The organism is Pseudomonas sp. TH39(2020), assembly GCF_016650715.1.
In the GTDB taxonomy this organism is placed as follows: domain Bacteria; phylum Pseudomonadota; class Gammaproteobacteria; order Pseudomonadales; family Pseudomonadaceae; genus Aquipseudomonas; species Aquipseudomonas mandelii_C.
Map to the genome: position 1 here is coordinate 1,351,681 of NZ_JAEKFF010000006.1, position 24,518 is coordinate 1,376,198.

Consider the following 24,518-nt stretch of genomic DNA (forward strand, 5'->3'; position numbering starts at 1 on the left):
GGACGCATATAAATGCGCAGTCGTTCCATGCCCCTGTTTCAAGGCCTGCTCTGGGTCTCTTTACTGAGCGGTGTGCCGCTTGGCGTAACGTTCGCAGCCGCCGGCAATTGCGCCGCATTGGGTTCGATGCCTGCGGTGCTGGAAGTCAGTGAAGGGCTGCAGCAGGAGGTGCAATCGCCGGTGGCAATCACTCGGGTGGCGGTGGGTGACCCGAAAATCGCCGACGTGCGAGTCAACGGTAATCAAGCGTTTTTGCTAACCGGGATGGCCCCCGGCGCTACCAGCCTGATGGTCTGGACCGCCTGCGCCAGTGCTCCGCGCCAAAGCATGGTGTTCGTTCAGGGCAAGGCCACCGCGGCGATGACCACCGCTACTCGGTTACCTTCTGATGACCCACTGCTACCGTCGCAAGTACAGACCGACATTCGTTTCGTCGAAGTCAGCCGGACCAAACTGAAAGAGGCCGGCACGTCGATTTTCGGCAAGGGCTCGAACAACTTCCTCTTCGGCGCACCCGGTACGGTGCCCAACACGGCCGTGACGCCGGGCGTGGTGCCGCTGCCCAACATTGATCCGCGGATCGCGGTGCCCAGCATTCCGCTGCTCAACGACAGTTTCAACATTGTCTGGGGCGGCGGCAGCAGCAAATTCCTCGGCATCGTCAACGCCCTGGAAGGCAGCGGATTCGCCTACACCCTGGCACGACCAAGCCTGGTTGCCCTCAGCGGGCAGAGCGCGAGCTTCCTGGCCGGTGGTGAAATCCCGATCCCGGTGCCCAGCGCCAACAGCAACAGCTACTCCATCGAATACAAGGAATTCGGTATCCGCCTGACGCTCACACCGACCGTGGTCAGCCACGACCGCATCGCCCTCAAAGTGGCGCCGGAGGTCAGCGAACTCGACTACACCAATGGCGTGACCATCGGCGGCACCACCGTCCCGGCGTTCACCATTCGCCGCACCGATACCAGCATCTCGCTGGCCGATGGCGAGAGTTTCGTCATCAGCGGTTTGATCAGCACTCACAACACCTCGCAAGTCAGCAAGTTTCCAGGCCTGGGCGACATCCCGATTATCGGTGCGTTTTTTCGCAACTCATCGGTCAACCGCGAAGAGCGTGAACTGCTGATGATCGTCACGCCGCACCTGGTCCAACCGTTGGCTGCCAACGCACAACTGCCGTCGTTGCCGGGTGAAAAGCTGCGCAACTATGACCCGAACTGGTATCGCCTGTACTTCCTCGAAAACGGCGACTTCGATAAACGCAGCGGATTATCGCAATGAGCCAGAGCCAGAACCTGAGCCAGACCTTCCTCGCGATCACGCGCAACAGCACCGACCTTGAGTGGCTGCAAGGCGCCCTCGCCCCGTTGGGCCAAGTGGTCAGCGCCGGCGGTGGCAGCCTTGACGAATTGCTCGCGCTGGTGGACGTGACCTTCGCCAGCCTGGTGTTCGTCGGCCTGGACCGTGAACATGTGGTGGCCCAAAGCGCACTGATCGAAGGTGCCCTGGAGGCCAAACCGATGCTGGCGATCGTCGCGCTGGGCGATGGCATGGACAACCAACTCGTGCTCAATGCCATGCGCGCCGGTGCACGGGATTTCGTGGCCTATGGTTCGCGCTCCAGTGAAGTCGCGGGGTTGGTGCGACGGCTGAGCAAACGCCTGCCGCCCGTGGCCCCGAACACCCAACTGGGTAGCCTGACGGTACTCTACGGTGTGCAGATCAACGCCGACGGCGCGCTGCTCGCCACGCACCTTGCGCAAGTGGTGCACAAGAGCGGACAGCAAACGCTGCTGCTGGACCTGGGCCTGCCACGCGGTGACAGCCTGGCCTTGCTCGGGCTGGAGAGTTCGTTCCACTTCGGCGATGCACTCAGGCACTTGCGGCGCCTCGACGCGACGCTGATCGACAGCGCGTTCACCGACTGCGCCGCCGGGTTGCGGATCCTCGCCTACGCCAGCCACGATGAGCCGCTGGAACACACCAGCACCGCCGAGTTGTACATGCTGCTCAGCGCCCTGCGCCAACACTTCCAGCACATCGTGGTGAACCTGACTGGGCAGCCGGACAGCGAAGCGCTACGCACCTTCGTCACCCATTGCGACAAGTTGCTGTGGTACACCGATCAGAACGTACTCGACTGCCGCCGAAACCTGGCGGTACTCAACCTGTGGCGTGAAAAAGGCATGAAGCTCGATCACGCCAGGCTGCTGGTGGATCGCTACCTGCGCAACGTCGCACCGGACTCCGAGACCCTGAGCAAAAGCTTCGGCATGGAGATCATCGCGACCCTCGTCTACAGCCCGGAAGTGCGGCTTAACGCCAAGAATCAAGGTATGACGCTGTTTGCACTGGCCCCCCGCGAAGGCCTGACTCAAAGCCTGCGCGCCCTCGGCGATCAGTTGGCCAAGCGTTCCGAGGGCCTGGCCAAGCCCAAGTCTGGCTGGTTCAACCGGTTGAGGGGTGCGCAATGAGCGGTGAAAAACTCTTCGGTGCCTCTGTACGCACCACCAGCGGCAACACCGATCACGAAGGTCTGAAACTGGTGCTGCACCGCTACATAATCGACGCCATCGAGGAGTCCGGCAAAAACCTGCTGGAGGGTTCACGGCAGGTGCTCTCACAGTTCGTCATCGACAAGGTTGCCGAGTACATCGCCCGGCTGCACCTGGCGATTTCCCGCTATGAAATGGAGCGTCTGGCCGAAGAAATCGTCGACGAACTCACCGGTTTCGGCCCCCTGGAAGTGCTGCTGCGGGACCCGGCGGTGACGGAAATTCTGGTCAACGGCCCGCACCGGGTGTTCATTGAACGCGACGGCGTACTGCATCAAAGCGACCTGCGTTTCATCGATGCGCATCACGTCGAACGGGTCATGCAACGGATCCTCGCTCCCCTCGGTCGACGGCTGGATGAATCGTCGCCAATGGTCGACGCACGACTGCCCGACGGTAGCCGGGTCAACGCGATCATTCCACCGATTGCGCTCGATGGCCCCTGCCTGTCGATACGTAAATTTCGCAAGGACATGCTCAAAAGCTCGGACCTGATGGCGATGCAAACCATCGATCAGGCGATCTTCGACTTTATTCAGGAGGCCGTGGGCAAGCGTTGCAACATCCTGATCAGCGGCGGCACCGGCACTGGCAAAACCACGCTGCTGAACATTCTCAGCCAGTTGATCAACCCTCACGAGCGAATCGTCACCATCGAAGACGTCGCCGAACTGCAACTGGGCCACCCTCACGTGGTGCGCCTGGAAACCCGACCTCCGAATGCCGAAGGCCACGGCGAAGTGAAGGCCAGTGACCTGATTCGCAACGCCCTGCGGATGCGCCCGGACCGAATCATCCTCGGCGAGATTCGTGGCGTCGAAGTGCTGGACGTACTCACCGCAATGAACACCGGCCACGACGGTTCCATGAGTACCGTGCACGCCAACAACGCCCAGGATGCGCTGTTGCGCCTGGAGACATTGGTGGGCCTGACGGGCCGCACCATCGCCGAACGGACCTTGCGGCAAATGATCTGCGCTGCACTGGATGTAGTGATCCAGCTGACGCGCATGCCCGACGGTCGCCGCTGCGTCAGTGAAGTGGTGGAGGTGATCGGCTTGCGTGATGACGTGTATGTCACCAACACGTTGTTCCGGCTCGACCGACGCAGCGGTTTCGGATTCATGCGCGAGGCGGTAAACCCCGCCGGCGACAAACTGCGCCGTGAGTTGGCGCTCTCCCCCTCTGCGTACTGAAGGCCACGGCATGCTCAAACCGGTGCTGCTCATCCTCGTTTGCCTGGTCTTGCTCGGAGTGTCGATCCGCCTGTTTTATCGCGGTTTGCGCCATGCCGGCACCGAGCGGGTGCTGGGACGCCTGACCCAGGGGCAACCGCAGCCGGTACTGACGAAAACCTCCTGGGCGGGTCTGGATCGGGCCTTTCTGCGGGCCGGCCTTGGGCATCCCTCCGAGCGTCTGGGGGTATGGCTGCTGCTCTGGGCCTTCGGCATCTTGCTCGGATTTGCTACGGGTGGCTGGTTCGGCTTGCTGGTTCTGTTACTGCTACCGCCGCTGATTCTGCGTCTGTATGTCAATTGGCGTTATCAGCGCCGACTCCAGCGCATGATCGAACAACTGCCACAAATGCTCGATCACACCGTGCGCAGCCTGAAATCCGGGCGCACCCTGGCCGATGCGGTGCTGGGCGCCATCGACGCCGCTGAAGACCCGCTGAAAAATGCCATGGGGCGGGTTCAGCGCAACGTGCAGCTGGGGATCAGCCTGCCGGATGCCGTGGCTGACCTTGCCGAGCTGTATGAGAAAGACGAACTTCGCCTGTTCGCGCTCGGGTTGAAGGTCAATCACCGCTATGGCGGCAATGCCAGCGAATTGCTGGAAAACCTGATCAAGATGATCCGGGAGCGCGAACAGGCTGCGCGCCAGCTCAGGGCCATGACCGGTGAAACCCGGGTGACCGCGTGGGTCCTGGGCTGTTTACCGATTGGCCTGGCCGGCTATTTCCTCGCGACCAACCCTCATTACTTGCTCGCCATGTGGCACGACCCTTCGGGGCAAATCATGCTCGCGTCCGCGTTCGGCTTGCAGGTGATCGGCAGCCTGGCGCTCTGGCATATGTTGCGCAGCGTATGAAAGTGCCTTTGCTGATCTGCGCATTGCTGTTTCTGGGGGCAACCTTGTTGCTGCTCAGCGGATTGCTGGAACACCGTCGGCGGGTTCGCCAGGTGGCACAACGACTCGATGGCAAACTGGCAAACGATCACCGCTTGGATCAGTGGCTTCATCTGCTGGGCAGCAGCCGGATCGGTCAGCGCTCGGTCAACCTGGATAACGAAACCCACGCATTGCTTAACCGTCTTGGCTGGCGCAGCGCCCGGCGACGTTCACTGTTCGCGGCGTTCCAGGTAGGTGCGCCGGTGCTGGCACTGGCCCTGACCTTGCTGATCCAGGGCGTGTTCTTCCCTCACACAGACAACCACTGGATGGCTCCGCTGTTCGCCACCGGCATCGGCTATCTGTTGCCCAAACGGTTGCTGGCCGCTGCCGCACAGCACCGGCAAAAGCAACTGGCGACCGAGATTTCCACCTTCATTCCGCTGCTGCGCATCCTGTTCGAATCGGGCATGGCGGTGGAGCAGTCGCTGCGAGTGTTGAGCAATGAAGGCAAACAATTATTGCCGGCCCTGACCCATGAATTGCGCCTGGTATTGGCCCGGGTCGATTCCGGCCTGGAACTGGGCGAAGAACTGAACAAAGCCACCCGATTGCTGGCCGTCGACGAGTTCACCGACACCTGCGTCATCCTTGAGCAGTTGATCCATCAGGGGGGCGGTGCGATGAAATCCCTGCTGACCCTCAAGCAATTGCTCGATGACCGGCGCCTGACGCGCTTGCAGGAATACATCTCCAAGATGTCCGCCAAAATGTCCGTCGTGATGATGCTGTTTCTCTTCCCGGCGTTATTGATTGTACTGGCCGGCCCGGGCTTCACTGCCCTGTCCCGTGCCTTTGGTTCTTAGAGGGATTGTGATGAAAGCAATAATTGCCGGTTTGACTCTGCTGTTATTAAGCGGTTGCGCGAGCAACGGTGCGACACCCTGGAGCACCCTGACCAACACGGCCATTTGCGGCAAGCTGACCTCCGAAGAACAGCTGTCGCTGAACCTTGCCGATGACATGGCCAATGACGGCAAACTGCACGCCAGCCTCGCCAACCTGCAAAGCCTGCCCGACAACCTGGCCGACGTGCGCCTGCGCAAGGCCAAGGTCTATCGACTGCTGGGCCGCAGCGAAGCCGAGCCGTTGTACCGCAGCCTGCTCGGCAGTTGCCTGGCCGCCGAAGCCGAACACGGACTGGGCCAACTCGCCGCCGCCAAGGGCGACAACGGCCTGGCACAAGCCCACTTGCAACGGGCCGCACGGCTGGCGCCGACCGACGAGAAAATCCGCAACGACCTGGGCGTGGTGTACCTCAACCAATTACGCGTCGAAGATGCGCGTTTTGAATTTCTGACGGCCATGGAGCTCAAGCAAAGCGATCAACTGGCAGCGTTGAATCTGGTGACACTGCTGATCTACCAGGACGACTGGAGCCGCGCGGCCGAACTCGTCAGCCGTCTCGGTCTGAGCCCCGCACAAGTCACTGAAGCCCAGGCCCGTGCGCAAAGACTCAAGACACCGAGCAAGTCCGGCCCGACCGCCGTAAACCAGGTCGCTGTCGCCACACCGACGATTCAATAAGGAGAGGCTTTTGATGAAACCGACCATCCTCTGCTGTCTCGGCCTGCTGGCCCTGCCCCTCACTGCTCACGCCATCGACCCCGGCCCCGCTTCGGCCCAACAACAGGAAACCGAAGGCTGGCTGCAACTGCAAAGCAGCAACAAGGCGGCTTCCCAGAAACCACAAACCTCAACCGCCACCGAGCGCGAGCTGAGCATGCAGCGTTGGTTGAAAAGCTATCAGCATGAGATCCCGGAGTACTTTGATCAGTATGAGAGCGGGCAGGTGGATGGTGGGACGGGGGGGTAGTCTTGATCCAGGCAATTTCAATCGAGACACTCTTTGTAGCAGCTGCTCGGCAGCTGCTACAGATCGCGTTACGGCGTAACAAACTCCAAAAAAGTAAGTTGCGGTCGTTACCGCCAACAAAAACTAATGCGCAGACACCGGCTGGCGCAATCCAGAATGACTGGGTAACAAAGCCAGCGCCAACTGCGTCCGATTATGCATATGCGTCAACCGCAAAACCTGCGACACATAAAGCTTCACCGTGTTCTCGGTAATTCCCAACTCACAGGCAATCTGATAATTCGTCTGCCCCTTCCCCACCAACCGCGCCACCTCCAACTGCCTTGGCGACAGCTGACTGAAAATCGCCGGTATCTCAACCCGATCCACAGCGATGACAGCCTCATCAGTGGAAACCGATAACCGCGGCCCACGCCGAACCTTATCCAGATCCTGATACAGATCATCGATCGACTCGGCCAGATACTGCAGCTTCTGATCCAGATGCCCCAACTGCACACTCTTCTGCCGTTCCTGCAAAACCACTACCTGACGCGCAATCCCTTCGAGCAACTCACCCAGATTAATCGGCTTCTGGTAGTAATCGGCAAACCCGGCCCGCAAAGCCTTGATCACATCCTGCTTGTCCGCGCGCCCAGTGAGCATGATTGCTTCAAACACACGGTGCTTGCCGGATAACCGTTGCAGCTCCTGAACCAGTTGAATCCCGTCCAGACCGGGCATGTGCAAATCGCAAAGCACCAGGCCGATCGCTTCGTCTTCATTGAAACGCTCGACTGCCTGTTTGCCAGTCTCGCAAGGAACGCAACGGTAACCGCTGCCTTCAAGAAACTCACAAAGCTCTGCGGCAATAAACGGCTGGTCGTCGACCACAAGGATTTTTACTGCCGAAGAAAGCTTGTTCACGTGCGACTCCCTGCAAGGTCAACGTTGACCGTTCCTCTAGGGGGCGTTCTCAATTAGTTTCCCCGCCGCGTTGTCGCCTTAAAGCGGGCCAGGCAAGGCGCAGGCCGCCGGGAATGGTTGTTCCCTTTCCAAGGCCTGCAACGCAGCCTGGCCCGTTTTAAGGCACAACCCGAAGGGCCGGGCCTGCTGTTGTGCAGGGCTGCGTTGCTCGAAGCTTATTTGAAACGACCAAACCACGCTTCTCGCGCCTTGCCCTGCACAACAGCAGACCCGGCGCGGTGGGGAAACTAATTGAGAACGCCCCCTAGTGACAGCCACAGGCTGTACAACTTCTGAATTGAAAGTAGACGTACTTTCTGACTCTGTACATAGAACGGGCGACTAGTGAAACCAGGCGAGTGTGAGCAACAGGCCCACCAATACGAAGGGTGCAAAGGGCTGTTTCTTTGACATTCCAGGCCCCAGATATCGAAGATGATTCCTAAGCCCTTGCCCCATATGAAGCCAGACTCTTGGCGCCAGCAGCAGCCACAGCACACTGGCCAATCCGGCACCGATGAACACGCCAAGCAGGTGCATGCCGTCCGTCGCCAGCCCCAGGCCAGTCATTAGTTTCACATCGCCTGCGCCCAAGCGTCTCAGCGCATAACCGGGCAAGGTAAAGGCCAGCGCCAGCAAAAAAGCCCAGCCGCCCTGCACCGCCTCGGCCCCCAGCCAGGTAGTGCCCGTCCACAGGAGATACGCCAGCGCCAACACCGCTGCGCCAAGAGTCAGGCCATTGGCGATGTGTCGTTCTCGAGCATCCTGTGCTGCGCATAGCGTCAGCCAGATCAGTAGTACAAAGCTCTGCATCCGGTAAAAAACGTCCGTTTTGGCTGAATGATTCTATGCTGATATCACGTCGTGAATATCAGGGTAGACGCAGTCATGAAGATAGGCCTCCCCCGTAAGCAAAAAGGCGCTGTAGCGATTGAATTCGCGTTGGTGTTTCTCATCTTTTTCGCCGTGTTCTATGGAATCGTCACTTACAGCTTGCCGCTATTGCTGATGCAATCGTTCACCCAGTCGACTGCCGAAGCGGTGCGCCGAAGCGTGGCGCTGGATCCGAGCACCCCCGGATACGACACCGCGGTAAAAACCGTTGCCACGACAGAACTGAGCCGACAGCTGGCCTGGATTCCTGCCGCACTGAATTTCAATGTCGCCACCGACGCCAGCGCCACCTACGTGGGCGGGGTGTTGAAGGTCAGCATCAACTACCCCACCAGCAAACTGCAGCAGGTCATCCCGTTTCTGACCGTGCCGGGAATTGGCCAAGTGCCCAATCTGCCGGCCAACCTCACCGCCAGTTCGAGCCTGCAATTTTGAGTTCCGCAGACAAACTCTTCGGGCGCCTGCTCAACCGCCATCCGCCTCAGCCAGTGGACACGCCAGACACCCTGAGCGTGCAAAGTGTCGGTTTACAGATGCACCTGGATGCCGAAGGTCGAGTGATTCACCTGACCGGCCCGCTGCGGCATGTACTGGCCCAGCAGACACCCACTGCGCAAACACCGCACCTGCTCGATTTCCTCATGCCCCACAGCGGCCTCGCCGTTGAAGGCTCGCCCGTCGACTGGCAGGGACAGAGTCTGGACCTGGACTTTTACAGCCTCAACGGACAACCCCTGCACTTGCGTGGCTGGGTCCAGCCATTGGCCGATGCCTGGCTGTTGCAGTTGCTGGACATCGGCGACTTGTTGCTCGAACGTCGACAATCACGCAGCCGCGAGCAAAGCCAATTACTCGTAGCGCAGATCAGCGAACAGTTGCGCCGGTGCAGCCTGACGCGCCTGCCCGAGGTGTTGGTGGAACAGCTGCAAGGCCTGGCCCAGCGTTTCCACATGCCCTGCATTGCGGTGGCGTTACTCGATGAACAGGAAGAAGGCTGGCAGATACACCAGCATTACACGGCCTTCGATGCGCCCCTCCTCTGGCAAAACTCTCAGCGCCTGGGCACGGGGCTCGACAGCCTGAACGGCTCTGCGCCGCAATGCCTGACGCCCGCTGAACATCCCCGTTTGCAAGGCATCTTCGGTAATGCCGAAGGGTTCGCGGTGCCCTATCACGATGCTCAGGGTGTGGTCGCCTGGTTGCTGTGTGGCCTTTATTCGGTGCAGCAACAGGCACCCGACCTGAATGATCGCGACTGGTTACAACTGACCGCCGCGCTGGCAGGCCCGTTGCTTGAGCGCTTGCGCGAGCACCGGCACCATCTGCAACTGGAACGGCTGGAGTCGCTGCAAGCCCTGCTCGGCACCGGATGGTGGGAGGTGTTCAGCGACAGTCGCGAAGTGCAATTGGCGCCGTCGCTGGCCAGCAACCTGACCCTTACGATCGATCGTTTGCCGCTGCACGACTGGCTTGATCGGGTGCACCCCGCCGACCGGGAAGAGCTGAGCAGTCGTCTGCAAGCCTTGCAAGACGACGGCACCCCGCTGCTGCTGTGCGTGCGTTTGGCACAAACGCCGAACTGGTATCGCCTGCAGGGCCAGGTCCTGGGCATCGGTAAAAGCCGGCGGTTGGTGGGCTTCATGCTCGACATCAGCGACATAAAAAACCAGGAGCAAAACGCCGCGGCGGCCCATGCCCGACTGGACAATCTGATCGCCAGCTCACCGGCGGTGATCTACGTGCAGCGCTATGTCGAAGGTGCGCTGCAACCGACGTTTTTCAGTGACAGCCTACTGCCGCTGCTCGGCTGGACACTGGCGGATTGCGCGGCGGGAGCCTTGGTTGAAAGGGTGCACCCGGATGACCGCGATCGTTACTTCGAACGTACCCGACATTTGCTGCGTGAAGGTTCGGTGCGCGCCCGTTATCGGCTGCGCGACAGTCGCGGCGAATACCACTGGCTACTCGATGAAGCCAAGCTCCTGCGCGACGACCTTGGCTTGCCGGTGGAAGCCGTCGGCCTGTGGCTGGACGTCACCGAAGCAACCCTGGCCGCCGAACAGGTGAAACAGAGTGAAGAACGCTACCGGATCCTGGTGGAAGACTCTCCGGCGATGATCTGCCGCTACCGCCCGGACCTGACCCTGACCTTCGGCAACCGCCCGCTGGCGACTTACCTGGAGTGCCCACCCGAACAACTGCCTGGGGTGAATCTGGGTAGCTGGATGTCGCCGGAACAGCGCGAAGCGTTTCTCCAGCGGCTCAGCCGACTCAGCCCGGAATTCCCGGTCAGCACCGCGGAAATCAACCTGCAACTGCCGGGACGGGAACATGCCTGGTGGGTGTGGTCGGATCGCGGGGTGTTCGATGAGCACGGCCATTTACGGGAGATTCAGGCCGTGGGGCGCGACAACACCGAGGTCCGTCGCGCCCAGCAGCAGCTCACCCAAAGTGCAAAAATGGCCACCCTCGGTGAAATGGCCACAGGGCTGGCCCACGAAATCAATCAACCGTTGAATGTGATGCGAATGGCCATCGTCAACGTGCTCAAGCGTCTGAGCAACGGCGATGCGCAAATCGACTACCTGACCGACAAGCTCAACCGCATCGATGCACAGGTCCAGCGCGCCGCGCGGGTGGTGGATCACATGCGGGTGTTTGGCCGCCGCTCGGAGATCGAGCAGCATCCGTTTAATCCGGCGCAAGCCATCGAAGGTACGCTGTCGCTGCTGGCCGAAGGGATGCGCGGCAAAGGGGTCGATCTGCGGGTCAACGAGACCGGGGTTGATGTGCAAGTGCGCGGTTACGTCGATCAGCTCGAACAGGTGTTGATCAATCTGATGGTCAACGCTCGGGATGCGTTGCTCGGCAAACGCGAGGCCGACCGCGAGTTCAAACCGTGGATCTCGGTGTACGCCGAACGTGATGCTTATTCGGTGCGGCTGTGGGTCGAGGACAATGGCGGCGGTATCGATCCGCGGTTGCTGGAGCGGATCTTCGAGCCGTTCTTCACCACTAAACCCGTGGGTGTCGGCACCGGGCTCGGGTTGTCGGTGAGTTATGGCATCGTCGAGAACATGGGCGGAAAACTGAGCGTTAGAAACTCGGTCGAAGGCGCACGGTTTTGCATCGAACTGCCGATTGCCGCCGACGATCAGATTGCCAGCGTCGCTCGTCCTGAGTGACAACTGAGGTTGGCGCCGACATCGACCTTGTTCAGATCGATCCCCAGGCTGAGCAGCAGTGTGTTGATCAAGGTGTCGAGTAATGGGCTGAGCACGCTGTTGATCACGTTGACCAGCAATGTCGTGACAGTGCTGAGGATCGCCCCCAGACCACCGACCAGACTGCCCGTCGGGCCGTACATGTTGACCTTGATATTGGTCGCCGTGTCGGTAAGGCTGCTGACGATATTGCTGGTGGAATAGGAATAGTAGAACGGTGGCTGGTTGATCTCCGGCAGGCTGGTGGCCGGCGGTGCGGAATAGACGTGCGGCATGTTGGCGCTCTGTGCCACGGTGGTGTCGGCCATGATATCGATACCGCCGCCGACGCCTGGAATCCGCGGGTCGCAGGAGATGGGCAGGAACAGAATCCTCAGACAGGTTTTCACCCCGATATCGATCACCTTCAACGGCTGCACCACTACCGCCGGCGGCGTGGTGTTGCTGCCGAAAGCGGTGGCTGGATCGATCTTGCCGATCTTCAGATTTACCAGCGAAGTGCTGGTGTTGGTGGTCAGGGTTTTGTTGGTGGTACTGACGCAACTGTAGGCAGTGACATAGCTGTTGGCGCTGGCAACGTCCAGCGCCACGTCGATACGTATCGGTGGCGCAAGCACGATGATGTCGGGAGTCTGACAGGGCACGAGCAAGGCACAGGTCAGTGAATTGAGCACTCCCACCAGGTTGAGATTGAGCAAGGCGTTGAGTGTGTTGGTCAGCGGGCCTGCCAGATCAGCCGCCGCATTGATCAGCGCCACGATGGAATTGAGCACCGGCAAGTCGATCGACAGCAATGTCCTGATCTGGGCAGTTCGCACATAGATCCGGTTGGGCCCCAACGGCGCGAGCGCGGCATTTTTCGGATTGCCGATGGCCGACAGCTGCGGAGGCTCCAGCACCTGCACCCGAGCAGTGATTTGCGCGAGCCCCGCGAGGTTGATCGGCAGGGTCGCCACCAGGCCGTTTTTCTTGTTGGCCAGTTGCACGACTGCTTCAATCAGGTCGAACACTTTCAGGTTGGTCCCCAGCGCCGTCACGGTGCTGCCAGCCTCGACATGCAGCACGTTGCCGAGTACGACGGTGGTTGCGCCTGCCGCGACCTTCAGCGCTTGAAGACTGGCAATGGTTGCGGTCGCGCCGAGTGTGCCGCCGGGGTCCAGTACATTGACGGCGGTCTGAATCAGCTGGCTGACGGCAATCGTATTGCCCAATACCTGGTCATACCCGGCAGCACTGAGGTTGAGGTCGACCTTCAATCGATCGAGGTAACCGAGCAGGCTGATGTTGGTGTTCACCAGTCCGTTCCAGCCTGCTGCGTTGATGTTCAGGTTGCCCCCGAGCAAACCACCGAACAGCGCGTTGAGCGTGGCCGATTTGCTGGTGTCGACGCTCAGCGTCGTGCTGCGCAGGGTCAGCGAAGCCTGCGGTGGCGGTAATGCGGCGACAGCGCTGGCCGTCAGGTTGATGGTTGCCGCGCGTGGAGCGCCACCGAACAGGGCGCCGACACCGCCAGCGAAACTCTGTTGGACCGAATGGCTGGCGATCACCCGAATGGCTTCGCTCTTGCTCGGGTCGGCGCCAAATACTCGAAGATTATTGGCATCCAGGGTCAAGGCACCGCAAGCGACCAACAGATTGCGAGTGGGGTCAGGAAGGGTAAAGCCGTTACGGTTTGCACTGGCGGTGGCATAGACGGTGGCGGTGTTGCCAGCGGCGCAATCACCACTTCGGGTGGAGGCTTCGAGTGCGGCCATATCTGCTACGCGTTGCAGGTCACGTTTTTCCAGGTACAAACGACCGCTGTCGACCACGATCAGCAAGAACACCAGAGCCATGCCCAATGTCAGCGCCGCCATCAAACCGATCGCCCCCCGTTGCCGGGACGGGCTGCGAAACTGCAAACGGGGAGACATCGCGCACTCCTTTGCCGGTGCACAGCCGAGGACTACCTCCATGGGTGAACAGCAGTGTAGACAAGGGTTTTCGAGATTGCTGGCAACTCGCCACCCCAGACAACAAAAAAACCTGTGGGAGCGAGCAAGCTCGCTCCCACAGGTTTTTTTGTTGTTGAGTTTATTTGGGTGGGTAGTTGGCCAATATCCGCCCCACCGTTTCGCGTATCGCCGTGCTGCGATCCGACGGGTTCGGTGTGCGGCTGAGTATCTGCTCGTCACTGCCGCGCCACACCAGTTTGCCGTCCTTGCCATCAAGCAGGTCGATCTGGATGATCCCCACTTTGTAGCTGACGTTACGGGTTTCGTTGTACATCGGGCCGCCCCAGTAGCCGTTCCATGGATTACCCCAAGTGCCGCCGTAGTTGGTGGTGACTTGTTGCTGGCGCTGTTCGACGATCAGATAGGTCTGCACGCTCAAATCGCCCTTTTGGCCACCCGCAGCCGGACGCAGGCCACGTTGATCCAGCTCATCGGTCACCGATTGGCGGATGCGTTGTTCAGTCAGGTCGCTCTTGATCCGTGGGTCATCGGGCCGATATTGCAGGGCGGGTTCTTTCCAGCTCCAGCTGCGATAGGCGGCGAAGTCGCGGCTGGCATCGAAGTCATGATTGACCTGGTTGCCAGCGCAGGCACTGAGCAGCACGGCCACAGCCAGTAAAGCGAGACGGCGGAACATGGTAGTTCTCCGGTTGAAGACATGAACCTGCGCAATGCTTCTTAACGACAGAAGCTAACTAGGAGGATACGCCGACATCGCCTTTTCTACAGCCTCCCGCATCGCATCGGCACGCTCACTCTGGCTGCCGCGATTGCTGGTTTCGGCGCTGGCACTCCACACCGGTTGACCGCTCTGAGCGTCAAACAAATCAACCCGCACCACCACGACCTGTTCCTGATAAGTCCGAACGATCGGCACGGTGTTGTACATCCCGTAACCGCTGCCGTAGCGGTTGTAACCGCCATAGCCGCCACCGTAATAACCATAGTCATCCCGAACCTGACGCAGGCGGGTTTCCAGGTGCAGGTCGGCGCTGACAAACAGGTCGGCCGGGCGGTTATCGTGCAACGGGCGCAAGCCACGTTGATCGAGCGCATTGCTGACGGCTTCGGCGACCTGCGCCGAATCCGCCCAGGCGCTGCCCGGCGGCAGCTGCCCGTTGAGCCAGGCCCAGCTGCGGTAACGCCCGTAGTCGCGCGGCGCGGCCGGGTAGGTGCTGCGGTCAAAGGTGTTGGCCGCCTGAGGCGGCGCGGGGGGCAAGGGGTTGGATGACGCCACATAAGGGTTGCTGCCCTGGCAGGCCGCCAACCCGAGACAGACCACCAATAACCCCGAACGACTGTTCATTTCGCGCTCCGATCAGACCGGCCGACAGATCCAGTGCAAGTAGCGCCCAAGCCCGGCAAAGCTTGGGTGACGACGGTGGGCCAGTTCCATTTCCAGCAAGTCCACCAGTTCGGCGCGAGCCTGGAATTCCACTGGCATGTAGTCGTGAAAAACCCGCACCCCGCTCTGGGTTTCGACCTGCCACATTCCTTCAAGTTGCGCCGCCAGTTCGCGCGGATCAAGCGGCTGCTGCGGGGTCAGGCTCTGTTTCTCGCCGGCCATGTCGTTCTTGCGCATCTTGCGGAAGTGGCCTTTGAGCAGGTTGCGATAGATCAACGCATCGCGGTTGTAGAAGGCCAGGGACAACCAGCCATCCTGCTTGGTCAATTGATGCAACACCGGCAGGATCGCGTGGGGTTCGGCCAGCCATTCCAGCACCGCGTGGCACAGCACCAGGTCGTAGGGCTCGGTGAGTTGGCCGAGCAGATCCTGCCACGGCGCCTGAATGAACGTCGCTGTTTGCCCGGCGTCGGTAAAGCGTTGGCGGGCGCCTTCGAGCATCGGCTCGGCGGGTTCGGCCAGCGTGACCTCATGACCACGCTGGGCCAGCCACAACGACATGTGGCCCAGGCCGGCGCCGATGTCCAGTACGCGCAAAGGCCGGTCCGGCAGGGTTTCGGCCAGGTCGGCCTGAAGCACCGCCAGACGGATCGCGCCTTTGGCACCGCCGTAGATTTTTTCGGCGAAGCGGGTCGCCAATTGATCGAAATGACGGTCGCTCATCAGCTGAACCTCCGTTCGCTGTCTGCGAGTTTGCTGCGCACCACTTCATTCATGTCCAACCCCAACTCGCTGCACAGCAGCAGTAGATAGAGCACGATGTCACCGATTTCCTGCCCGGCATGGGCCAGTGTGTCCGCCGGCAACTGGCGCGACTGGTCTTCGGTCAGCCACTGAAAAATCTCCACCAGCTCGGACATTTCCACGCTCGCGGCCATGGCCAGGTTTTTCGGGCTGTGAAATTGCCGCCAGTCATTGCGGTCACGGATGGCGTGCAGGCGTTCGGTCAGTTCAACAAGGTTCATCGGGCTCTCCTGAAGGCGTATAGCTTCGGGGGGATGACGGGGGAAGGCAAGCGTCTCGGTGCGGCGCGGATCTTTGCACCATAATCAAAAGATCGCAGCCTGCGGCAGCTCCTACGGGAACTCGGCACCCTGCTCGATAGCCCAAGGCTCAAGTCCGGCAACCACGCCACCACTTTCATCAAGGACGCTCACGACATGCAGGTAGAAAGTTTTTTCGAATGGCTCGGCCAGGCACTCGGTTCGGTTATCCGTTTCATCGTTGACGGCCTCAGCGGCTTGTTCAATTTGCTGAGCCACGCAGGCAGCAACTTTGTCGAAGGGCTGTCCCGTGCGCTGGGCATGGACGCGTCGATCATCAGCATCATTGCGCTGATTTTGGGGCTGATGCTGTTGTGGTCGGCGATTCGGGCGTTCATGAATGCGTCGATCATCATGGGGATTATCTGGATGCTGCTGGGGCTTTGGTTGCTGAGCTGGATAATTCATTGATCCGTAAATCCCCCTCACCCTAACCCTCTACCCGAGGGAGAGGGGACTGACTGAGTTGTTCTCTCGAGCTACATCGACCTGAAATTCCGGGCCGAACTCAGGTTTTGAACAGCATGAAGATCGGCTCCCTTTCCCCCTCTCCCCTGTGGGGCGGTCCGACGCTTCGGGAGGGCTGGGGTGAGGGGTCGATTTCTGATTCACAGCAAACCCCGAATCAACCGTTACAATGCCCGCTCCCCCAAGGAGCCTGCATGTCCAACCTGATCGCCGACTGGCGCGACCGCCCTACCCATCGTCGAGTGTGGGCGCTCGCCGCGCCGATGATTCTCTCGAACATTTCCGTACCGCTGGTGGCACTGGTCGACAGTACCGTCATCGGCCACTTGCCCCACGCCCATCAGTTGGGCGCCGTCGCGGTCGGGGCCAGCCTGTATACCTTTCTCGCCTGGGCCATGGGTTTTCTGCGCATGGGCACCACCGGGTTCGCCGCACAGGCCGCCGGGCGTGGGGACGGCGCGGCCTTGCGGCAGATTTTGCTGCAGGGTCTGTTGCTGGCCATGGGCCTGGCCATTGTCCTGGGAACACTGGGTGTGCCGTTGAGCGGGGTTGCGCTGCATTTCATGCAGCCGTCGGCGGAGCTGGATCAGCTGACCCGCGAGTTTTTCCATACGCGCCTGTTCGGTCTGCCGGCGGCGCTGGCCAGTTATGCGCTGGTCGGCTGGTTCCTCGGCACTCAGAACGCCCGGGCGCCGCTGGCCATACTGCTGAGCACCAACCTGGTGAATATCGCGCTGAACCTGTGGTTCGTTCTCGGGCTGGAGTGGGGGGTGGTTGGTGCGGCCCGAGCGTCGGTGATCGCCGAATGGACCGGTGCGCTGATCGGCCTGCTGATGACCCGCAATGCCCTGCGCGCCTATCCCGGCCACATCGCCTGGGCAGCGCTGGCGCTGTGGCAGAGCTGGCGACCGCTATTGGCGGTCAACCGCGACATTTTCATCCGCAGCCTGGCGCTGCAATCGGTGTTTTTCCTGATCACCGTGCAAGGCGCGCGACTGGGTGATGCCACCGTCGCCGCCAACGCGCTGCTGCTCAATGGACTGCTGCTGACCGCCCATGCGCTGGACGGCCTGGCCCACGCGGTGGAAGCCCTTTGTGGGCATGCCATTGGTGCTCGTGATCGAGAGGCCCTGCGCCGCTCATTGGTGGTGGCCTGCGGTTGGTCGTTGCTGGCGAGTCTGGGCTTTGCTGTGTTGTTCCTGTTCGCCGGGCATCTGTTTATCGAGATGCAGACCAACATTCAGAGCGTACGCGACACGGCGTTCATCTACCTGCCCTACCTCGCCGCACTGCCGCTGATCGCGGTCGGGAGTTACCTGCTCGACGGGTTGTTTATCGGTGCCACCCGTGCCCGGGAAATGCGCAACGGCATGCTGCTGACGGTGATTTTGTTGCTGCCGTTCGCTTGGGCGCTGCAAGGTTTGGGCAACCATGGCCTGTGGATAACCTTTCTACTGTTCATGTTGCTGCGCAGCCTGACACTCGGCGCGTTTGCCTGGTACCTGCACAAAAACGACGGCTGGTTCGCAGGCAAAGCTCACTGAGTCGGCGTGGCTTTGACGAAGGCCGTGACCACATCCAGCACCGGCGCCAAACCGCGCATCGGCCGGGACAGTGTCGCCACCAACGTGGCGTGGCTGGTGCGCGAGAAATACAGGTCCTGCACCGGCACGCCCGCCTCGCGCAGTTTGCGCGCCAGACCACCGGTGTTGCGCGCCGGGTTGACCAGCTCATCGTCGCTCGCAGCGATCAACAAGGCCGGCGGCGCGCCACGACTGACATGATTGATCGGCTGCGACCGGGGTGGTGAATCCGGCCAGAAAAACACCGGGCGCACCTGCGGATTCTTGATCGGCAGAAAATCATAAGGCCCGGCCAGGCCGATCCAGCCGCTGAGGTTGTGCGGCGACAGGCCCACCGCCCCCAGCAACCCGGGGTCCAGCGCCAGCATCGCGACGTTGTAGGCCCCGGAACTGTGGCCCATCAGGTACAACCGCTGCGGGTTTCCGGAATATTGACGAATGTGTTCATGGGTCCAGGCCACGGCCCGGGCGCCATCTTCAAGGAACAGCGGATAACGCACCTGCGGATACAACCGATAGTCCGCCAGCACCGCAATAATTCCCCGGGACGCCAAGGCCTCGCCGACAAAAGCGTAATCGCTGCGTGAACCGCTGTTCCAGCTGCCGCCGTAGAAAAACACCACCACCGGGGCGTTTTTCATGGAAGGGCGCGGCACATACACATCGAGTTTTTGCCGCGGATCAGGGCCATAGGCAATGCCCTCGGTCTTGTCGCAGGTTGCGTCGGGGGTCAGCGCATTGAGCAACTTCAGCGGCGAGCACGCCGTCATCACAGCCAGCATTACGCCGCCGATTATCAGGCTGAACAACCGCCGTGTGGTGCTCGCCATCGATGTTGAACCTCGTGCTCAGGGCTGATCGTTCTGCCACCGGTTGCGCAGGCTATCGAGACGCTCCTGCTGGGTGAGCCCCGGCAATGCGTGCCCAGGCAAAGCGCCGGGGTACTGCAAGCGTAGCCATAACCAGTCATCGAGTACCGGGCGCTCGGTAAAATCCAGCGCCAACCCTTCCTGCACGTGGGACCACAGCGTGTTGTAGTCAGTCCCGGTGGATCGACTCCAGTGCCAGGCATGCTGCTCCAGCAGGCAGGTTTGCAGTTTTTCCTGCTGACGAGGACTGAGGTTTTCTTCAATCGCCAACGGGCTGACGGCAAGCCCCGGATTGACCAACTGCTGCCAGCCCTGACTGCCGATCGCGCGGTCGGCCCACGTCCCGCCGAACCAACGCAAATGGCTGATTGGACCCAGCCAGCGACTCAGCTCCTGCGCATCGCAGGCATCGAACAAATAACTGGCCGTTTGCGGGTTGTAGTAACTCAACAAGGCTCGGTGATGCAGACCGAGCGTGACCGTGAGCATGCGACGCAAATGCTCCAGCAACAGAGACGAAGGCGCCTCGCTGGCCATCAGCAAGCCGCGCCAGAGGGGCACTTCGCTGTGGCACAACCCGGCCAGCATTGGGCATGTCCGAAGGTCGATCAGGGCCGGGCCGTGTTCACGCAACGCATGCCACTCAGTGCCTTCGAACAACCAGAACCACCGGGCATGCGCAAACTGCTGTTGCAGCATCGCACCCGCCTGTGGCGCACCCGGTACGTCCAGCAATAGCCATTGCGGGGTCGCGACGTTCATGCCGAACGGCTCTGGCCAAACCGCTTCGCCGCCCGGCAGGTGCAGAGGGTCTGCGTGCAATGGTTGAAACTGCCGCAACCGGGCAGCAGACATAGCAACATCAATGGTTCGCTCGATTGCAGAAGCGCCAGCAAGCCCTCGACATCCTCTGTCGCGGATGTGCGCGGCGGGGCGACCTCCTCAGCCTCTTCAACGGACGAAGGGACGTGAAGAAACCCGGTAATCAGCGGCTGATCCGGATCCCCCTCGATAAAACTCACCACCACCTCGACGCCCTCACTCAACTGCGTGACTGCCGCGTCGCCCAGTTCAGCGGCCACCGGCAGCCAACTGTGGCTGGGCACCGCGCCCTCGCCCTGATAGAGCCAGTCAAATTGCACGGCAACCGGTCTGGACGGATCGGGGCATGACTCATCAATGTTGACCACCCAGGCCCGTTGCAGGCTGTGCATCCTGGGTTTCACTGCGCAATGAGGCGCTACAAAAGGCACCTGCCAGTGAATCGCGCGGATCTGGTTGCTGTAGGACGCCGTTGAATCCTGGCGGCCCTGATGCTCCACATGGGTCAGCAGCCAGAGATGATTCCAGTCGGCAATCGGATGACCGGACAGCGGCATCAACTGACCGCTGCGCAGCGCCGTCAGGTCCGTCCGACCTTCGGCGATCGGCGCGGTTCGTTGCCCAGCGCACCCCAGAAGCTTGAACTGACGCACGGCCGATTGCTCGCTCTCGACCTGGAAGACCGCGCTCTCGCCGAAACGAAAGCGCCCCTGACCATCACCGAAAACCACGCAATGCCCGCGCTCGCCGTGTTCGAAGTGGTAGTGAAGCCGTTCCTGGGCACACAGACGCTGGATAAATTGCAGGTCTGATTCCCGGTACTGCGTACAGAATTCACGGGCAGGGTAATCGCCACTCAGCTCAAAGCGCCGACTCTTGCCGGCAATACCGTGCTCCTTGAGCACCTGACTGAGGATTTGCGGCACCGAGCGCGCACTGAAAATTCGCTGACTGAAGCGCAGGGAAAGGCACGCCAGCTTCGGCCCCAGACGTACGCGACAGAGCCTGACAGCCAAGTCATGGTCACGCTGGACGAGTTCATGCAATTGTCCGTGGAAGCCGTTTCCCGCGGGCCCGATATGCAAAAAGGCCGGGCGGTACAGCAGGCTTGCAAGGTCGAGTGTCGGGTCATCGATCAGCAGATCCACGTCGAACACAAAAGGCTCGCTGATGGCTTCTCTACCGGTAAAGGCCAAGACCTCAAAGGGGTCGGGCAGACCCTCTACATCCAGACGAAATGACGGCTCGTTGACTGGATTGAACATCGGCGATTCTCTACAGGAGGGGCGGTCGGGGATTCTCTCCGAGAGAGTTGGCCGAGTAGAGTGCCGAAGTACAACTTAGGAAATGACCTACGCGAAAAGAAGACCACATCGCTTGGATGGTCAAGAATGTAAGTCATTTCGCGTGAAATCAGAGAGGCATCCCACCAAGTCATCTGAAATTTCCGCTACGTGCGGAACATTTTCAGACAACCTGATGAGAGCGGTGCCTTACCTCAAGAAGACAGGTAAGAGGAACGGGTCAGACCCAGACGCAGCGCGTCGAGGAACTGGGTACGCTCGGCGGCGGTGATGCGGGCACTGGCGCATTTGTCGCGGTAGTGGGTCATCAACTCTTCCGGCGACAAGTGCACGTAACGCAGCATGTCTTCGATAGTGTCGTGGGTTTCGATACCCGCGTGGTACACGCTGCCGTCAGCGTTCTGATAGATGTTCACCGAGTCGGTGTCACCGAACAGGTTGTGCATGTCGCCGAGAATTTCCTGGTAGGCGCCGACCAGGAAGATACCCAGCAGGTAGTCTTCACCGTCGTTCAAACCGTGAACCGGCAGGCTGGTTTCGATGCTTTGCTCGTCGACGTATTGCTTGATCTTGCCGTCGGAGTCGCAAGTCAAATCTTGCAGCACGGCACGGCGCAGCGGCTCTTCGTCAAGACGGTGCAGCGGCAGGATCGGCAGGACCTGGCCGATGGCCCAAGTGTCCGGCAGGCTCTGGAATACCGAGAAGTTGCAGATGTACTTGTCGGCCAGCTTATCGTTGAGTTCGTCGAGCACCTGACGGTGCGAACGCTGACGAGCCTTCAACGAGTTGTGCAGGCGACGGCACACCGCGAAATAGCATTGCTCGGCCAGGGCTTTCTCGGCCAGGGTCAATTTGCCATCGGCGTACTGGGTCGCGATGTCGCTCATGTAGTGAGTGGCGCGCCAGTAGGTTTCGGTAACCATCTCGATGTCGGTCGGGCCCAGCAGGTCAACCAGCCACTGCACGGTTTCCGGCAGTTCTTCCTTGTTGTCGATCTGCGGCACGTCGTCGTTGTGCTTCTCGACGTCGGTCACTTGCACCACCAGCATCGCGTGGTGAGCGGTCAGGGAACGGCCGCTTTCGGAGAAGATGTTCGGGTGCGGCAGGTTCTGCGCGTCGCAGAATTCCTTGAGCATCCCGACCACGACACCGGCGTAATCGTCCATGTCGTAGTTGATCGAGCTGGCGTTACGCGAGTGCGTACCGTCGTAGTCCACGCCCAAACCGCCACCGACGTCGATGTGATCTACCGGCAGGCCGAGGTTGCGCAGTTCGCCGTAGTAACGAATCGCTTCCTTGAAACCGTGCTGGTAGTCCGCCAGGTTGGCGATCTGCGAACCCATGTGGAAGTGCAACAGGCGAATGCCCTGATCCAGGCCAGCCGCGCGGAAACGCTCGACCACCGACAGCAGTTGCGCCGCCGACAGACCGAACTTGGATTTCTCGCCACCGGTGTCGGCCCACTTGCTCGACGCCAGGGACGACAGACGCACGCGCAAACCAACCTGAGGCTTGACCTTGAGCGAGGCGGCTTCTTCGATCACCAGGCCGACTTCGGATTCTTTCTCGATCACGATGAATACGTTGTGGCCGAGCTTTTGGCCCATCAGCGCCAGACGAATGAATTCGCGATCCTTGTAGCCGTTGCAGACGATGGTGCCGCCCTTCGGCGCCAGGGCCAGCACGGCCAGCAGCTCAGGCTTGGAGCCGGCTTCAAGACCAATGGACACGTCTTGGGTCGCAATGATGTTCTCGATCACCGCTTCTTGCTGGTTAACCTTGATCGGATACAGCGCGGTGTACTTGCTCTGGTATTCCAGACGCTCGATGTTGGCGTCGAACGCGCCGGTCAGCTGACGCACGCGGTCTTGCAGAATGTCAGGAAAACGCACCAGCAACGGCAAGGACAGGCCGCTTTTACGCAGCTGGTCGACTTGCTCGAACAGGTCGATAGGCGAACTGGTCGGACCGTTCGGACGAACTTCGACGCGACCGGCGTCATTGATCGCGAAGTACCCGGCCCCCCAATGGCGAATCCCGTAAACACTGCGGCTGTCCGCAACTGTCCATTGGCTGCCATCGTCTTTGCGTGTGCGTCGTACGGACATTGAAGTCCCCTATAAAGAAGTCATAGAGCGTCGCCTGGGTTCAGGCCGGCGCAGTCTAAAGAATGAAAATGACGGTTCGTCAACGAGGGGATAGACCTCGCTGACCGCAGTGAGTTTAGAAACCGGTCAGAACAGGCTCTGTGAAAACCATGTAGACGACGCCAGACCTGCTGTCAGGACTGGATCAAGCCGAGGGTGGTTTTCACAGAGGCTGCTAGCCGCCGGACTTCTTCGCTTTGAAACCGTGTTTGATCAGCTCGGCCAAGAGTAGCTCGACATGATCGCCCTGGATTTCAATGATTCCGTCTTTCAACGCACCACCGGTCCCGCAACGTTTCTTCAACGTGGTCGCCAGGTCCTTGAGTGCGTCTTCGGCCAACGGCACGCCGGTGATGGTAGTCACCGTCTTGCCGCCACGGCCCTTGCTTTCGCGACGCACGCGAGCGATGCCGTCGCCGGCCGGGATAACGGTCTGTTTGCAGATGCAGGCATCCACCGGTTTACTGCAATCCGGGCAATGACGACCTGCGTCGGTGGAAAATACCAGGCCACCAAGGGCGGCGAAGGATGCGGCTTTTTTGGCCACCGGCAATCCTCTTGGGAGGACAAAGACTGGTCGCAGCACTTGGCATCGACCGCGAAGCCCCACTCAGGCAGGGGCAGCGCTACTGAGCCAGGCAATGCCGGTTCAGCTTGAAAAGGTCGCGCAGTGTAACGGCAAAAAGCCGACTTGCTAAGAGCCAATCGGCGCCAATTTATGCCTCTTTTGCGACGTCATTCGCCCGAGAACCAAGATACCGCTTCAATGCGGCCAGAGAGTCCGGGCAATAAGGCTTTTGCTGGATTTCCAGCAGGACCTGATCAACGGGGATAAAGCGCGCTTCCAGCACCTCTTCCGGTTGCAGGATCAACGGGCCGTCCCACACCGCCGAAAACGCCGAGCACCAGAGTCGATTGCCGGTGTCCTCGAAGAAAAAGTGATCATGAGCAGTCAGTTCCACACCGCTCACGCCCAGTTCTTCTTCCAGCTCGCGGGCAGCCGATTCGGCGTAGGTTTCGGTCGCTAGCACCATGCCCCCCGCCGCCACGTCCCAGAAACCTGGATAAATGGCTTTGCTCAGCGTGCGTCGATGCACGCAGAGTTCACCGGCGGAATTGAACAGCATGATGTAAGTGCCGCGTCCGATCAGCCCGCGCTCACGCAGGTCGGAGCGGACCAGGGTGCCGAGCAGGTTGTCCTGCTCGTCCACCCAGGCGATCTGTTCGGCATCCGAGGCCGCGCGGTGTGCGACCTCTCTGGCGCTATTGACCAT

At 60.5% G+C, this 24,518-nt stretch carries 24 protein-coding genes; 11 read left to right on the forward strand and 13 right to left on the reverse strand.

The features are described from left to right. Positions 1 to 12 precede the first annotated feature (12 nt). From JFU47_RS14120 to JFU47_RS14150, 7 genes are read left to right on the forward strand one after another with little or no spacing between them, the layout of a single operon-like run. Positions 13 to 1,284 carry a type II and III secretion system protein family protein gene (locus tag JFU47_RS14120; protein ID WP_201183631.1) on the forward strand — a complete coding sequence of 424 codons (1,272 nt, stop codon included), beginning with the start codon at positions 13 to 15 and terminating at the stop codon, positions 1,282 to 1,284. Continuing rightward, complete coding sequence (locus JFU47_RS14125; RefSeq protein ID WP_201183633.1) at positions 1,281 to 2,477, forward strand: AAA family ATPase; 1,197 nt, start codon at positions 1,281 to 1,283, stop codon at positions 2,475 to 2,477. The genes JFU47_RS14120 and JFU47_RS14125 overlap by 4 nt, the downstream gene beginning before the upstream one ends. After that, positions 2,474 to 3,754, forward strand: a complete 1,281-nt coding sequence (locus JFU47_RS14130) for a CpaF family protein (protein ID WP_201183634.1) — start codon at positions 2,474 to 2,476, stop codon at positions 3,752 to 3,754. The genes JFU47_RS14125 and JFU47_RS14130 overlap by 4 nt, the downstream gene beginning before the upstream one ends. Before the next feature lie 10 nt (positions 3,755 to 3,764). Continuing rightward, entirely contained in the window at positions 3,765 to 4,649 is an 885-nt protein-coding gene (locus JFU47_RS14135) for a type II secretion system F family protein (protein WP_201183636.1), read from the forward strand. Beyond that, the gene (locus JFU47_RS14140) at positions 4,646 to 5,536 is read left to right on the forward strand and encodes a type II secretion system F family protein (RefSeq protein ID WP_201183638.1); all 891 of its coding nucleotides are present in this window, start codon (positions 4,646 to 4,648) and stop codon (positions 5,534 to 5,536) included. The genes JFU47_RS14135 and JFU47_RS14140 overlap by 4 nt, the downstream gene beginning before the upstream one ends. A 10-nt stretch (positions 5,537 to 5,546) precedes the next feature. Continuing rightward, the gene (locus tag JFU47_RS14145) at positions 5,547 to 6,257 is read left to right on the forward strand and encodes a hypothetical protein (RefSeq protein WP_201183640.1); all 711 of its coding nucleotides are present in this window, start codon (positions 5,547 to 5,549) and stop codon (positions 6,255 to 6,257) included. Positions 6,258 to 6,270: 13 nt separating this feature from the next. Continuing rightward, positions 6,271 to 6,546: a DUF3613 domain-containing protein gene (locus JFU47_RS14150; protein ID WP_201183642.1), complete on the forward strand. Its 276-nt coding sequence runs from the start codon at positions 6,271 to 6,273 to the stop codon at positions 6,544 to 6,546. 123 nt (positions 6,547 to 6,669) lie between these two features. On the opposite strand, the gene JFU47_RS14155 is transcribed toward JFU47_RS14150, so the two are convergent. Further along, positions 6,670 to 7,452, reverse strand: coding sequence for a response regulator (locus JFU47_RS14155; protein ID WP_201183644.1), 783 nt, complete (start codon positions 7,450 to 7,452; stop codon positions 6,670 to 6,672). 381 nt (positions 7,453 to 7,833) lie between these two features. Beyond that, positions 7,834 to 8,304, reverse strand: a complete 471-nt coding sequence (locus tag JFU47_RS14160) for a prepilin peptidase (RefSeq protein ID WP_008156575.1) — start codon at positions 8,302 to 8,304, stop codon at positions 7,834 to 7,836. Positions 8,305 to 8,379: 75 nt separating this feature from the next. Here JFU47_RS14160 and JFU47_RS14165 point away from each other — a divergent pair, with 75 nt between their 5' ends. Beyond that, a complete protein-coding gene (locus JFU47_RS14165; protein ID WP_201183646.1) occupies positions 8,380 to 8,820 on the forward strand; it encodes a TadE/TadG family type IV pilus assembly protein in 441 nt (146 codons plus the stop codon). Continuing rightward, the gene (locus JFU47_RS14170; protein WP_201183648.1) at positions 8,817 to 11,570 is read left to right on the forward strand and encodes a PAS domain-containing sensor histidine kinase; all 2,754 of its coding nucleotides are present in this window, start codon (positions 8,817 to 8,819) and stop codon (positions 11,568 to 11,570) included. Before JFU47_RS14165 ends, JFU47_RS14170 begins: the two co-directional genes overlap by 4 nt. Here JFU47_RS14170 and JFU47_RS14175 read toward each other — a convergent pair. From JFU47_RS14175 to JFU47_RS14195, 5 genes are all read right to left on the reverse strand, one after another. Next, entirely contained in the window at positions 11,540 to 13,522 is a 1,983-nt protein-coding gene (locus tag JFU47_RS14175; protein ID WP_201183650.1) for a pilus assembly protein TadG-related protein, read from the reverse strand. The genes JFU47_RS14170 and JFU47_RS14175 overlap by 31 nt on opposite strands. Positions 13,523 to 13,682: 160 nt before the next feature. Then, positions 13,683 to 14,240, reverse strand: a complete 558-nt coding sequence (locus JFU47_RS14180) for a DUF4136 domain-containing protein (protein ID WP_201183651.1) — start codon at positions 14,238 to 14,240, stop codon at positions 13,683 to 13,685. Between the two features lie 54 nt (positions 14,241 to 14,294). Beyond that, positions 14,295 to 14,909, reverse strand: a complete 615-nt coding sequence (locus JFU47_RS14185) for a DUF4136 domain-containing protein (RefSeq protein ID WP_201183653.1) — start codon at positions 14,907 to 14,909, stop codon at positions 14,295 to 14,297. A 12-nt stretch (positions 14,910 to 14,921) separates the two neighbouring features. After that, positions 14,922 to 15,671 carry a methyltransferase domain-containing protein gene (locus JFU47_RS14190; protein WP_201183655.1) on the reverse strand — a complete coding sequence of 250 codons (750 nt, stop codon included), beginning with the start codon at positions 15,669 to 15,671 and terminating at the stop codon, positions 14,922 to 14,924. Further along, complete coding sequence (locus JFU47_RS14195) at positions 15,671 to 15,973, reverse strand: MazG-like family protein (RefSeq protein ID WP_129438809.1); 303 nt, start codon at positions 15,971 to 15,973, stop codon at positions 15,671 to 15,673. The genes JFU47_RS14190 and JFU47_RS14195 overlap by 1 nt, the downstream gene beginning before the upstream one ends. Positions 15,974 to 16,168: 195 nt before the next feature. On the opposite strand from JFU47_RS14195, the gene JFU47_RS14200 reads away from it, so the two are divergent. Continuing rightward, positions 16,169 to 16,462 carry a hypothetical protein gene (locus JFU47_RS14200; RefSeq protein ID WP_201183657.1) on the forward strand — a complete coding sequence of 98 codons (294 nt, stop codon included), beginning with the start codon at positions 16,169 to 16,171 and terminating at the stop codon, positions 16,460 to 16,462. Positions 16,463 to 16,713: 251 nt separating this feature from the next. Beyond that, positions 16,714 to 18,063 carry an MATE family efflux transporter gene (locus tag JFU47_RS14205; RefSeq protein ID WP_201183659.1) on the forward strand — a complete coding sequence of 450 codons (1,350 nt, stop codon included), beginning with the start codon at positions 16,714 to 16,716 and terminating at the stop codon, positions 18,061 to 18,063. On the opposite strand, the gene JFU47_RS14210 is transcribed toward JFU47_RS14205, so the two are convergent. The 6 genes from JFU47_RS14210 to JFU47_RS14235 all read right to left on the reverse strand — a co-directional run bounded on the left by JFU47_RS14210 (position 18,057) and on the right by JFU47_RS14235 (position 24,518). Then, entirely contained in the window at positions 18,057 to 18,932 is an 876-nt protein-coding gene (locus JFU47_RS14210) for an alpha/beta hydrolase (protein WP_201183661.1), read from the reverse strand. The genes JFU47_RS14205 and JFU47_RS14210 overlap by 7 nt on opposite strands. Before the next feature lie 18 nt (positions 18,933 to 18,950). Continuing rightward, positions 18,951 to 19,733 carry a DUF4123 domain-containing protein gene (locus JFU47_RS14215; protein WP_201183663.1) on the reverse strand — a complete coding sequence of 261 codons (783 nt, stop codon included), beginning with the start codon at positions 19,731 to 19,733 and terminating at the stop codon, positions 18,951 to 18,953. Beyond that, on the reverse strand, positions 19,730 to 21,058 hold the full coding sequence (locus JFU47_RS14220) for a contractile injection system protein, VgrG/Pvc8 family (RefSeq protein ID WP_201183665.1): 1,329 nt from the start codon (positions 21,056 to 21,058) through the stop codon (positions 19,730 to 19,732). The genes JFU47_RS14215 and JFU47_RS14220 overlap by 4 nt, the downstream gene beginning before the upstream one ends. A gap of 233 nt (positions 21,059 to 21,291) precedes the next feature. Next, positions 21,292 to 23,205 carry an arginine decarboxylase gene (gene speA, locus JFU47_RS14225; protein WP_008153741.1) on the reverse strand — a complete coding sequence of 638 codons (1,914 nt, stop codon included), beginning with the start codon at positions 23,203 to 23,205 and terminating at the stop codon, positions 21,292 to 21,294. Positions 23,206 to 23,419: 214 nt separating this feature from the next. Next, on the reverse strand, positions 23,420 to 23,791 hold the full coding sequence (locus JFU47_RS14230; protein WP_033059567.1) for a translation initiation factor Sui1: 372 nt from the start codon (positions 23,789 to 23,791) through the stop codon (positions 23,420 to 23,422). A 169-nt stretch (positions 23,792 to 23,960) separates the two neighbouring features. Beyond that, entirely contained in the window at positions 23,961 to 24,518 is a 558-nt protein-coding gene (locus JFU47_RS14235; protein ID WP_123367571.1) for an NUDIX hydrolase, read from the reverse strand.

Excerpts from the sequence above, each read along its gene's own strand:
- JFU47_RS14165 (WP_201183646.1), top strand. The coding sequence starts at position 8,380 with ATGAAGATAGGCCTCCCCCGTAAGCAAAAAGGCGCTGTAGCGATTGAA.
- JFU47_RS14215 (WP_201183663.1), bottom strand. The coding sequence starts at position 19,733 with ATGAACGTCGCGACCCCGCAATGGCTATTGCTGGACGTACCGGGTGCG.
- JFU47_RS14210 (WP_201183661.1), bottom strand. The coding sequence starts at position 18,932 with ATGGCGAGCACCACACGGCGGTTGTTCAGCCTGATAATCGGCGGCGTA.
- JFU47_RS14135 (WP_201183636.1), top strand. The coding sequence starts at position 3,765 with ATGCTCAAACCGGTGCTGCTCATCCTCGTTTGCCTGGTCTTGCTCGGA.
- JFU47_RS14150 (WP_201183642.1), top strand. The coding sequence starts at position 6,271 with ATGAAACCGACCATCCTCTGCTGTCTCGGCCTGCTGGCCCTGCCCCTC.
- JFU47_RS14180 (WP_201183651.1), bottom strand. The coding sequence starts at position 14,240 with ATGTTCCGCCGTCTCGCTTTACTGGCTGTGGCCGTGCTGCTCAGTGCC.
- JFU47_RS14220 (WP_201183665.1), bottom strand. The coding sequence starts at position 21,058 with ATGTTCAATCCAGTCAACGAGCCGTCATTTCGTCTGGATGTAGAGGGT.
- JFU47_RS14140 (WP_201183638.1), top strand. The coding sequence starts at position 4,646 with ATGAAAGTGCCTTTGCTGATCTGCGCATTGCTGTTTCTGGGGGCAACC.
- JFU47_RS14195 (WP_129438809.1), bottom strand. The coding sequence starts at position 15,973 with ATGAACCTTGTTGAACTGACCGAACGCCTGCACGCCATCCGTGACCGC.
- JFU47_RS14130 (WP_201183634.1), top strand. The coding sequence starts at position 2,474 with ATGAGCGGTGAAAAACTCTTCGGTGCCTCTGTACGCACCACCAGCGGC.
- JFU47_RS14175 (WP_201183650.1), bottom strand. The coding sequence starts at position 13,522 with ATGTCTCCCCGTTTGCAGTTTCGCAGCCCGTCCCGGCAACGGGGGGCG.
- JFU47_RS14235 (WP_123367571.1), bottom strand. The coding sequence starts at position 24,518 with ATGGTCAATAGCGCCAGAGAGGTCGCACACCGCGCGGCCTCGGATGCC.
- JFU47_RS14200 (WP_201183657.1), top strand. The coding sequence starts at position 16,169 with ATGCAGGTAGAAAGTTTTTTCGAATGGCTCGGCCAGGCACTCGGTTCG.
- JFU47_RS14190 (WP_201183655.1), bottom strand. The coding sequence starts at position 15,671 with ATGAGCGACCGTCATTTCGATCAATTGGCGACCCGCTTCGCCGAAAAA.
- JFU47_RS14120 (WP_201183631.1), top strand. The coding sequence starts at position 13 with ATGCGCAGTCGTTCCATGCCCCTGTTTCAAGGCCTGCTCTGGGTCTCT.
- JFU47_RS14125 (WP_201183633.1), top strand. The coding sequence starts at position 1,281 with ATGAGCCAGAGCCAGAACCTGAGCCAGACCTTCCTCGCGATCACGCGC.
- JFU47_RS14205 (WP_201183659.1), top strand. The coding sequence starts at position 16,714 with ATGTCCAACCTGATCGCCGACTGGCGCGACCGCCCTACCCATCGTCGA.
- JFU47_RS14160 (WP_008156575.1), bottom strand. The coding sequence starts at position 8,304 with ATGCAGAGCTTTGTACTACTGATCTGGCTGACGCTATGCGCAGCACAG.
- JFU47_RS14185 (WP_201183653.1), bottom strand. The coding sequence starts at position 14,909 with ATGAACAGTCGTTCGGGGTTATTGGTGGTCTGTCTCGGGTTGGCGGCC.
- speA (WP_008153741.1), bottom strand. The coding sequence starts at position 23,205 with ATGTCCGTACGACGCACACGCAAAGACGATGGCAGCCAATGGACAGTT.
- JFU47_RS14145 (WP_201183640.1), top strand. The coding sequence starts at position 5,547 with ATGAAAGCAATAATTGCCGGTTTGACTCTGCTGTTATTAAGCGGTTGC.